Source organism: Gemella cuniculi DSM 15828 (assembly GCF_000425665.1).
In the GTDB taxonomy this organism is placed as follows: Bacteria; Bacillota; Bacilli; order Staphylococcales; family Gemellaceae; genus Gemella; species Gemella cuniculi.
Window position 1 is genome coordinate 40,015 of sequence record NZ_AUDW01000022.1, and the last position, 10,479, is coordinate 50,493.

Below are 10,479 nucleotides of genomic sequence, written 5' to 3' on the forward strand. Positions count from 1 at the left end.
ATATATTTTTTATTTTGTAAAGGCTTTTATTTATTCATTTATTACTTATCAATAAAATATTAATTTTATTCTTAGTATATTATTTTTTTATTTCTATAAAGTAATTCTTTAACTTATAAATACTGGAATTGTATTTTATAATTTCTAGAAAAAAATCAAATAAAACAAGATAAAAAAAAGAAAATAAAGTAAATATTAATACAATATTGAATTTAAATAAATCATATTTCTTAATTTAATGCATTAATCGAAATAAAAGTTTATTATTATTTTTTCTTATATTACAAAAAATATATTTTATCTAATAATATCATAGAATTCTTCTTACTTTTACTTTTGCTACACCTTACAAACTTAACACTTTTTATAAGAAAAACACATATAATTTCAAATAAAAAAAGAAAATTCATAGACTAATTAATAATATTTTTTATAATCCTATATAATTTTTTATTATTATCATATTAAGAATATAAAAAAAGATGAATCTTCAACTAATAAAAATTTTCTAAAATTCATCTTCTCATATTTATACAGCAAAATTATAAATTCTAAATTTTAAACTGTTAATTCTATTTTTAGATTATATTGTTTTCCAAACCTGAAGAAAAATAAATTTCTCCTTTTTTTGTTATAACTATACCTTCTATATCTTCGTTATCTTCTATTTCATCCATCACATCTTCAATGTCTCTCCCAAATAATTTTGTTGTCCAAATCTCCCCGTCTACTGATGAATTAGAAATAATGGTAAGTCCTGCAACTTCTGATTCAATCGGATATCCTGTTTTAGGATTTAAAATATGATGATAAACTTTTCCATCTTTTTTTAAAATTCTTTCATAAATACCAGATGTAACTACAGATTTATTTTTTACTTTTAAAACACAAACATAGTTTCCCCTACTTAAATTTGGATCTTGAATTCCTACTCTCCAATATTTATCTTCACTATGCAGCGCTTCGCCAAATGTTAAAAAATTTCCTCCCAAATTTATAAAACCAGATTTTACACCCACACTTTTCAAATAGTCTATTATAAGATCTGCTATATAACCTTTAGCTATTGCTCCTAGATTTATTTGCATACCTTTTCTTAAAAGATAGACACTCTCTTTTTTATCATTTAGAATTATATCTTTTGGATTAGTAATTTTTAATAAGTTATTTATTTCTTCCGAAGTAGGTACTTTGGCATCAAGGAAACCAATTTTCCAACATTGAATAATTGGTCCTATAGCTACGTTAAAAAAACTATTTTTTTCATCACTATGTTTTTTAGCTAATTTTATTAAATTATATAAATCAGGGCTTACATTTAATTCTTTAATCCCCGCATTATGATTTATTTCCATTAATTCAGAACTATCATCATTTGCACTAAATCTATGTTCATATAAACACAATAAATCAACAACTTTTTCCAAAATTATTTCTGCATTTTCTTTATGATAAATTGCTATATCAATAGCCGCTCCCATTAACCTTATAGACTTTGTTTTCAATTTCATATGATACTTCACCACTTTTATTTTATATTTTTTCATGAAGTTGACTTAAAATCTCAAACTTTCACTAATTGTAAATAAGTATAATAGTTTATCCATTTTCTAATCTACTTCTTAAAAATTCTTTAAAAATTTGACAAACTGCGTAGAAACTGTTTAATAAACTCCCTATCAAGATTGCACAAATTGAAATTTTCAAGAAAACTTCTCTTATTATAAGGCTTTATACACCTGCATGTTTTTAAAATCTAAGTTTGCAATCTTAATACAAGAACAATCCTAAAAATTTCTACGAAATTACGATTTTAAGTCTTTTCCTCTAAAAGTATACTAGAAAAAGGGATAGAAATCAATACGATTTCTATCCCTAATATTCTCTTAAATAATTAACGTTTTATGTTGTAGAATGCTTTAACTCCTGGATATTCAGCTGTTGCATCTAATTCATCTTCGATACGTAATAATTGATTATATTTAGCGATACGGTCTGTACGGCTAAGAGAACCTGTTTTAATTTGACCAGCGTTTGTAGCTACTGCGATATCAGAAATTGTTGAATCTTCTGTTTCTCCTGAACGGTGAGAAATAACCGCTGTGTAACGTGCACGTTTAGCCATTTCAATGGCATTTAGAGTTTCAGTTAAAGTACCAATTTGGTTAACTTTGATTAAGATTGAGTTCCCAACCCCTTGCTCAATACCTTGAGATAATTTCTTAGTATTTGTTACAAATAAATCGTCTCCTACTAATTGTACACGATCTCCAATACGCTCAGTAAGCAATTTCCAACCTTCCCAGTCGTTTTCATCCATACCATCTTCAATAGTGATAATTGGATATTTGTTTACTAACTCTTCTAAATAATCAACTTGCTCAGCTGAAGTACGGTGTGCTCCACCATCTCCTTCAAATTTAGCGTAGTTATACACTCCATTTTCATAGAATTCAGATGATGCACAGTCAAATCCTAAGAATACATCTTTCCCTGGTTCTAACCCAGCCGCTTTAATAGCTTCTAAAATAGTTTCAACTGCATCTTCTGTCCCCTCGAATGTTGGAGCAAATCCACCTTCATCTCCAACTGCTGTTGATAATCCACGAGCATGCAATAATTTTGCTAAATTATGGAATACTTCCGCTCCCCAACGTAATGCTTCTTTAAATGTTGGCGCCCCAACTGGTAAAATCATGAATTCTTGGAATGCGATTGGAGCATCAGAGTGTGAACCACCATTAACGATATTCATCATTGGAGTTGGTAATTCTTTTGAATTTGTCCCTCCTAAGTATCTGTATAAAGGTACTCCTAGTGCATCAGCTGCTGCATGTGCCACTGCTAGAGATACACCTAATATTGCATTAGCTCCTAAACGACCCTTGTTTTCAGTTCCGTCAAGTTCAATCATAGCGTAGTCAATTCCTACTTGATCAAATACATCGAATTTACCTTCCAATAATGGGGCAATTTCTTCATTAACGTTAGTTACTGCTTTAGTTACACCTTTACCTAAGTAACGTCCTTTATCTCCATCACGTAATTCAACTGCTTCATATTGACCAGTTGATGCTCCTGATGGCACTAATGCACGACCAAATGCCCCTGATTCAGTTGTTACTTCAACTTCAACAGTTGGATTCCCACGTGAATCTAAAACTTCTATTGCGTATACTTCTGCGATAATATCAAATGTTTTTGCTAACATTAACTTTCTCCTTGTTATTTAATTTATTTACTTACTTTTCTTAAATTAAGCTAATTTCCCGCCCTCTAAAAGCGCTAAGAATGAATCAACTTTTAGAGAAGCTCCACCTACTAAAGCACCATCAACATCTGGGCATGCTAAATATTCTTTTACATTTTCCGGTTTTACTGAACCACCATACTGCACACGAACTTTATCAGCTACTTCTTTGCCATAAAGTCCTTCTACAATATCACGTACAGATTTACACATTTTTTGTGCATCTTCTTTAGTTGCAGATTTACCAGTTCCAATAGCCCAAATTGGTTCATAAGCCACCACTAATTTTTCTGCTTGCTCTTTAGTTAACCCTGCCAAGTCAGCTTGTAACTGAGTAGTAATAACTTCTATTGCTTTTCCAGCTTCATATTGTTCTAAAGTTTCTCCACAACACACAATAGGTACCAATCCGTTTTCGAATGCAGCGATAGTTTTTTTGTTGATTAATTCATCAGTTTCTCCAAAGTACTCTCGTCTTTCAGAATGGCCTAAAATGACATATTTTACACCAAGGTCACTTAATACAAATGGAGAAATCTCTCCAGTAAAAGCTCCACTTTTTTCAAAATGGCAGTTCTCTGCCCCAATATTTAATTCACTATTTTTAGTTAATTCTACTAACGAATCTAAATGTGTTGCTGGTGCACAAATAGCCGATTCCACTTGCGTTGAAGTTGGAACTTTACCAATCACTTCTTTTGCAAATTCTCTTGCTTCAGCTACTGTTAAGTTCATTTTCCAGTTTCCTGCTATAAATGGTATTCTTGTCATAGTGATACTCTCCTTGAGTTTTTTATTATTTGTTTGATAATGAGTCTATACCTGGTAATACTTTTCCTTCAAGATATTCTAATGAAGCCCCACCACCAGTTGAGATATGTGAGAATTTTTCTGCATACCCTAAAGAAATTGCAGCTGTTGCACTATCACCACCACCAATAATAGTAGTAGCATCTTCTAAATTTGCAATAGCTTCACAAACACCAATAGTACCTTTAGCAAAATTAGGCATTTCAAATACACCCATAGGTCCATTCCAAATTACTGTTTTTGCTCCCACAAGAGTATTTTTAAATAATTCCACAGATTTAGGTCCAATATCTAGTCCTTCCTCATCTGCTTGAATGTCATCTTCTGATATGCGGCTTGGTGCATCATTAGAAAATTCTTTAGCTACAACAGTGTCTACTGGAAGCACCAGCTTGTCACCCGCTTTTTCCATTAACTCTCGCGCATAATCAACTTTATCATTTTCACAAAGTGATTTACCAATTTCTTTACCTTGCGCTTTCATAAAGGTATATGCCATACCACCACCGATGATAACTTTATCAGCTTTTTCTAATAAATTCTCAATAACGGCAATCTTATCAGAAACTTTTGCTCCACCTAAAATTGCAACTAAAGGTCTTTCAGGATTATCAACTGCTCCACCAATAAATTTAATTTCTTTATCTACCAAGAAGCCAGATGCAGAATTACCTTCTCCAATATTAGAAGCAATACCCACATTTGATGCGTGAGCGCGGTGTGCAGTTCCAAATGCATCATTAACATATAATTCCCCTAGCGAAGCCCAATATTTAGCAAGTTCAGCATCGTTTTTAGATTCTTTCTTACCTTCTACATCTTCAAAACGAGTATTTTCGAACATCAAGATTTCACCATCTTTTAGCTTCTTAACAGCCGATTCTAATTTTTCCCCACGTGTTTCAGGCACAAATACAACATCTTTTCCTAATAATTTCGATAATCTTTTTGCTACAGGTGCTAAAGATTTAGAAACTTTATCAGCTTCTTCTTTTACACGTCCCAAATGAGAAAATGCAACAACTTTTGCTCCTTGATTTAGTGCATACTCTATTGTTGGAAGTGCAGCTGTAATACGATTATCATTTGTAATTTCACCATCTTTTAAAGGTACGTTAAAATCAACACGCATCAAGACAGTTTTTCCCTGCAAATTACCTAAGTCTTTTATAGATTTTTTCATGGAAAGCTCCTTTATTAAAATATTAGAATATATGAGACAAGATATAAGTTAATTAAACTTATATCTCATCTTACTATACTTAATTATATATTATTTAATTAATCCTGCAAAGTATTTTAACGTTCTTACTAATTGTGAAGTGTAAGACATTTCGTTATCATACCAAGAAACAACTTTAACTAATTGTTTATCACCTACTGTTAATACTTTTGTTTGAGTTGCATCAAACAATGATCCAAATTCAATTCCCACTATATCTGATGAAACGATTGGATCTACATTATATCCAAATGATTCGTTAGCAGCAGCTTGCATTGCAGAATTAACTTCTTCAGCAGTAACAGTTTTTTCAACTACTGCTACTAATTCAGTTAATGATCCAGTCGGTACTGGTACACGTTGTGCTGCTCCATCAAGTTTACCATTTAATTCTGGAATAACTAAACCAATCGCTTTTGCAGCTCCTGTTGTGTTAGGTACGATATTTTCTGCAGCTGCACGTGCACGACGTAAGTCTCCACCACGGTGAGGTGCATCAAGTGTATTTTGGTCACCAGTATATCCATGAATTGTAGTCATTAATCCTTCAACTACTGTGAAGTTATCATGTAATGCTTTAGCCATTGGTGCTAAACAGTTTGTCGTACAAGAAGCACCTGAGATAACTGTTTCTGAACCATCTAAAGTTTCATGGTTTACATTGTATACGATAGTTTTAATATCATTTCCACCTGGAGCTGAAATAACAACTTTTTTAGCTCCTGCTTGAATATGAGCTTCTGCTTTTTCTTTAGAAGTAAAGAATCCTGTACATTCTAATACTACATCTATTCCTAATTCTCCCCATGGTAATTCAGCTGGATTTGGATTAGCAAAGCCTTTAATTTCTTTTCCATCAACTATTAAACTTCCATCCTTCTCAAATACTTCACCTTTAAAACGCCCTTGAGTTGTATCATATTTTAATAAATGAACTAGTTGATTAACTGGTGTCAAATCATTAATCGCCACTACTTCAATTCCTTCTACATTTTGAATTCTTCTTAATGCTAATCTTCCGATACGCCCAAATCCATTAATTGCTACTTTTACTGTCATTTTTTTAGTTCCTCCTAAAAAGTTTTATTAACTTTATTTATAATTTTTTTGCAAATTGCCTCATCAATAATCAGTGTAGCATTTTCAGGTTTAGTATTCAAATAACTAAACACTGCATCTGACTTTTCACTTCCACCAACTATTGTAAAGACATCGTCAATGCCATTAACATCTTTAAAACTCATACCTATAGTAGAGGTTTTAAAGATTTCTCTGCCAGCTTCATCAAAATAACTTCCGAATGATTCACTAACAGCATCTTTTTCTTCCAATACTTCTAAAACTTCTTTAGAAGATCTTCTTCTAAAGGCCATCTCAAAAGCATTCCCTATACTATGAATAATTATTGACGTCTTATCTATAACATCAAGTGCATTCCTTACGACTGGTTCTTTAACAAGTTCATCTAGTGCTTTCTTACCTATGTTATCTGGTGCGTGCAACAACTGATAATTATTTTTAGAATTATTAGCCATTTTTGTTGCAATATCATTTGCTTGATATTCTGTATTAACCACAGATAATCCACCTCGAATAGGTGTTATAGTAACATCTTTTCCATAACCAAATGTTTCATCAGCCTTACTCGCAACATAGTACATTGTACTTCCGCCGCTAACTCCAATTACGCATTCTTTTGTTATTTTTGCATTAACCTTGTCTAAAAGTAAATTTGTCATCTCCGTTCTAGTTGCTTCATTATTTACAAAATCACCAGCAACTATATAAACCTCTTTCACAGAAAAATGTTTTTTTATAAAACTTCTTTCTTTACCAAAGCTATCATTCATCAAAGAAGATTTTATTTCCGTAAGGATTTCTTCTCCTTTTTCTGTAATACTCATTCCTGTTGTTTTTTTAGAGATTAATCCTAACTTAGATAACACTTCACATTCTGTACGTAATTGTCTTTCTGTCATATCTACAAAATTTAATAATGTTTTTCTTCCAACAGGTTGATTAATTTTTATAATTAACAACAACTCATAACGATTATTAAATTTCATGAACATCTCAGGTACAAGTTTACTTTGCATATGTAACAAATGTAAAATATCCATCTTAATCATGCCCCTATTTTTATGAAAATTTATCACTGGTCAATACTCGTCCTAATAGGTCGAATTATGACCAACAAATGATAAAAAAATAAACTTTCTGATTAGAATTATAACAAATCCTTTTGGAAAAATCAAGATATTTAGCTATAATTCTATCAAAAAATTTAAATTTTATTTTAAAATCGCTACCAATTCCACTAAAATTATAAAATAAAAGACGAAAATCATTTCATATTCTTTATAATCTATTGGAAGTTCTGATAAAAACTGACTTGGATAGTCTAACTCTATTTCTTTTCTCAATCCTTCTATTTTAATATTCTCGAAATTATATCTATTCAAAATAGAATTCAATTCTCCTTGATTGTAATAAAATATTTTTCTTACCTTTGAAAAAAACAGGCTATCTGATGCATTAATATTTTCTATAACATTTAACACTGATAATAATTCTTGTGCTGCGTTTAAAGAATTTATTTTTATAACATCATAAATATTTTTTATCAACAGATTTGGAATCTGATATTTTAATTCCAATTTTTCAAAGTCAATTTCTTTTTTTATTTTTTTGTTTTTTTCTTTGATATTTGCCTTTATTATATTGTTCTGTTCCTTCTCAAAGAAGATTACGTATTCATCAGGTATCACGATAATTTCATCTTTTTTAAAATCTATTTTTTTCCCCAATTTTTTTATTGTCTCTTCTTGAGCTAGTTTTTGGTACGGGCGCTTAAACTTCTCATTCTCTAATAAATAGAACCCTCTATACGACTTGTGATACTTAAATTTCAAAATTACACCTCTTTACATTAATAAAATCCCTATCTATACTATCATATTTAGAACAATTATTCAACGTAGATTTTTTAATATTTTATAAATTTATTTTAAAAGTATTCCTTTAGTTCCTTTTTTGTTATCCCCGCTTCTAATAAAACCAGTAGCTTTATTCTAGCTTTTTGTCCACTAAGTCCCGTGGTAAAAATCACTCCATCTTGATAAAATCTTTTTCCTCCACCTTCATAGTCATATACATCCTGTGTTACTCCATTAAATGCTCTTGATACAAAAACCACCGATATGTTTTTTTCTAAACATCTCTTTATTGCTGGAACAGTTTTTGGTGGGAGATTTCCCGCACCAAGTGCTTCTATTACTAACCCATCAACATCCAATTCACACACTGCATCTATTAACTCACTTCCCATTCCTGCATATGCTTTTAATAAAAATACTTTTTTACTATTAGTACTTACATTATAATGTTCTTCTTTTATTAATTTTTGAAAATATATAACTTCGTTTTTTGATAATAATCCTATCGGTCCAAATGTTGGAGTTTGAAACGTTGCTACATTAGTAGTATGTGTCTTAGTAACATAAGTTGCTGTATGCACTTCATCATTCATCACTACAAGAACACCTTTATCACAACTTTCATCGCTAGCCGCAACTATTAAAGCACTTCTTAAATTAGCTAATCCATCTGAGCCAATTTCATTACTAGATCTCATAGCACCTGTTATTACAACTGGAATATTTAAATCCAAAGTTAGTTCCAAATAATACGCTGTCTCTTCTAACGTATCTGTTCCATGTGTAATTACCACACCTTCATATCCTTCATCTACTGCTTTTTCAATTCTTGTTTTTATACTTAACATCTCTTTTTCAGTAATTTGTGGGGATGCTAAACGATATAATTCTTCTACATTGATATTTCCTATATACGAAAAAATATCACCACTTATTTTCATCGGATTATCGTTCGTTGGTGCAACTTTTCCTGTTGTGTAATCTTCACTCATTGATATAGTTCCACCAGTATTCAATATTAATATTTTTTTCAATTTATCATACCTCTTATCCTTTTCATTTTAATTCCTAATCTTTATAACCATTTACTATTAAATCTACTTTCCCATTTTCTGGATTTATGACAAGTCCATGTACTGGTACATCTTTTGGAATAAGTGGATGATTAGTTATCATATTTACATCATGGCTAACACTTTCTTTAACATCATCAAAACCATGAAGCCATTTATTTAAATCAATTCCTGAATATCTAAGAATATCCAGAGTTTCTTCATTAACTCCTCGATTTTTCATTTTTTCCAATATTAAATTAGTATCTATATTTTGCATTCCACAATCGTGATGTCCCATAACTATAATTTCATCCGCTTTTAACATATAAACTGCAATAATTAAACTTCTCATTATTGAACCAAATGGATGCGTTAAAATTGCTCCTGCATTTTTTACAACTTTTACATCTCCTTGTGATAAGTTTAAGGATCTTGTTGCGAGTTCCACAAGTCTTGTGTCCATACATGTAAACATTACCATTTTTTTAGCTGGGTATTTATCTTCTGTTTTATATTTTTTATATTTTTCAAACTTAACAAAATATTTATTGTATTCAAGCATTGATTCTAATAACTTCATTTTTTCTCCTTTAAATTCTTAATAACAACAGTTCTAAATATCAACTTACAAAACTATTTAATTTTCTTCATTTTATAATTATAAACATTTTAAACCTGTCTTCCAATTATACTATACTTAATTACTCACGTAAACTTTGAATACAGAGATTTTTTATAAATGGTGAATTGCAAATAAAAGTGCAACACCTAACTCAATAAATTAATCTCGTGTAACAATGCTTCGAATGGTGTTGAAAAATTTAGACATTTTCTTGGTCTATTATTCAATTGGACTAAATTTTCAATTAGTTCAGTCAAATTAATATTACTCAAATTAGTCTTTTTAGGGTAATACTCCCTAAAAAGACCATTACTATTCTCATTAGAACCTCGTTGCCAAGAAGAATATGGATCTGCAAAGTAAAAATCTATTCCCATCTTTTCTACATCTTTATAGCAAGAAAATTCTTTTCCTCTATCAGAGGTAAAGGACTTTAAAGCTTTATTAGGAAGTAATAAACATAGAACTTTAATAGCTTTAAACATAGAAGACTTACTTCTATCAACCATAGGTATAGCTATATAAAATCTAGTTTTTCTTTCTACAAATGTGGCTAAACAACCTCTACTCTCTCCTCTAGAAGA

General features: G+C 30.6%; 10 protein-coding genes. All 10 read right to left on the reverse strand.

What is annotated here, in order from left to right; translation table 11 throughout:
* Positions 1-578 precede the first annotated feature (578 nt).
* Complete coding sequence (locus H612_RS0102930) at positions 579-1,511, reverse strand: FAD:protein FMN transferase (protein WP_027130101.1); 933 nt, start codon at positions 1,509-1,511, stop codon at positions 579-581.
* A 383-nt stretch (positions 1,512-1,894) separates the two neighbouring features.
* Positions 1,895-3,211, reverse strand: coding sequence for a phosphopyruvate hydratase (gene eno / locus H612_RS0102935; RefSeq protein ID WP_027130102.1), 1,317 nt, complete (start codon positions 3,209-3,211; stop codon positions 1,895-1,897).
* Positions 3,212-3,256: 45 nt separating this feature from the next.
* Complete coding sequence (gene tpiA / locus H612_RS0102940) at positions 3,257-4,021, reverse strand: triose-phosphate isomerase (protein WP_027130103.1); 765 nt, start codon at positions 4,019-4,021, stop codon at positions 3,257-3,259.
* A gap of 25 nt (positions 4,022-4,046) precedes the next feature.
* Positions 4,047-5,243, reverse strand: coding sequence for a phosphoglycerate kinase (locus H612_RS0102945; RefSeq protein ID WP_027130104.1), 1,197 nt, complete (start codon positions 5,241-5,243; stop codon positions 4,047-4,049).
* A 90-nt stretch (positions 5,244-5,333) separates the two neighbouring features.
* Positions 5,334-6,341: a type I glyceraldehyde-3-phosphate dehydrogenase gene (gene gap / locus H612_RS0102950; protein WP_027130105.1), complete on the reverse strand. Its 1,008-nt coding sequence runs from the start codon at positions 6,339-6,341 to the stop codon at positions 5,334-5,336.
* A gap of 14 nt (positions 6,342-6,355) precedes the next feature.
* The gene (locus H612_RS0102955) at positions 6,356-7,402 is read right to left on the reverse strand and encodes a sugar-binding transcriptional regulator (RefSeq protein ID WP_027130106.1); all 1,047 of its coding nucleotides are present in this window, start codon (positions 7,400-7,402) and stop codon (positions 6,356-6,358) included.
* A gap of 171 nt (positions 7,403-7,573) precedes the next feature.
* The gene (locus H612_RS0102960; protein WP_027130107.1) at positions 7,574-8,194 is read right to left on the reverse strand and encodes a hypothetical protein; all 621 of its coding nucleotides are present in this window, start codon (positions 8,192-8,194) and stop codon (positions 7,574-7,576) included.
* 95 nt (positions 8,195-8,289) lie between these two features.
* On the reverse strand, positions 8,290-9,252 hold the full coding sequence (locus H612_RS0102965) for an asparaginase (RefSeq protein ID WP_027130108.1): 963 nt from the start codon (positions 9,250-9,252) through the stop codon (positions 8,290-8,292).
* 34 nt (positions 9,253-9,286) lie between these two features.
* Positions 9,287-9,853, reverse strand: a complete 567-nt coding sequence (locus H612_RS0102970) for a beta-class carbonic anhydrase (protein ID WP_027130109.1) — start codon at positions 9,851-9,853, stop codon at positions 9,287-9,289.
* 188 nt (positions 9,854-10,041) lie between these two features.
* On the reverse strand, positions 10,042-10,479 hold a 438-nt coding region (locus tag H612_RS0102975; protein ID WP_027130110.1), incomplete at its 5' end, for an IS30 family transposase.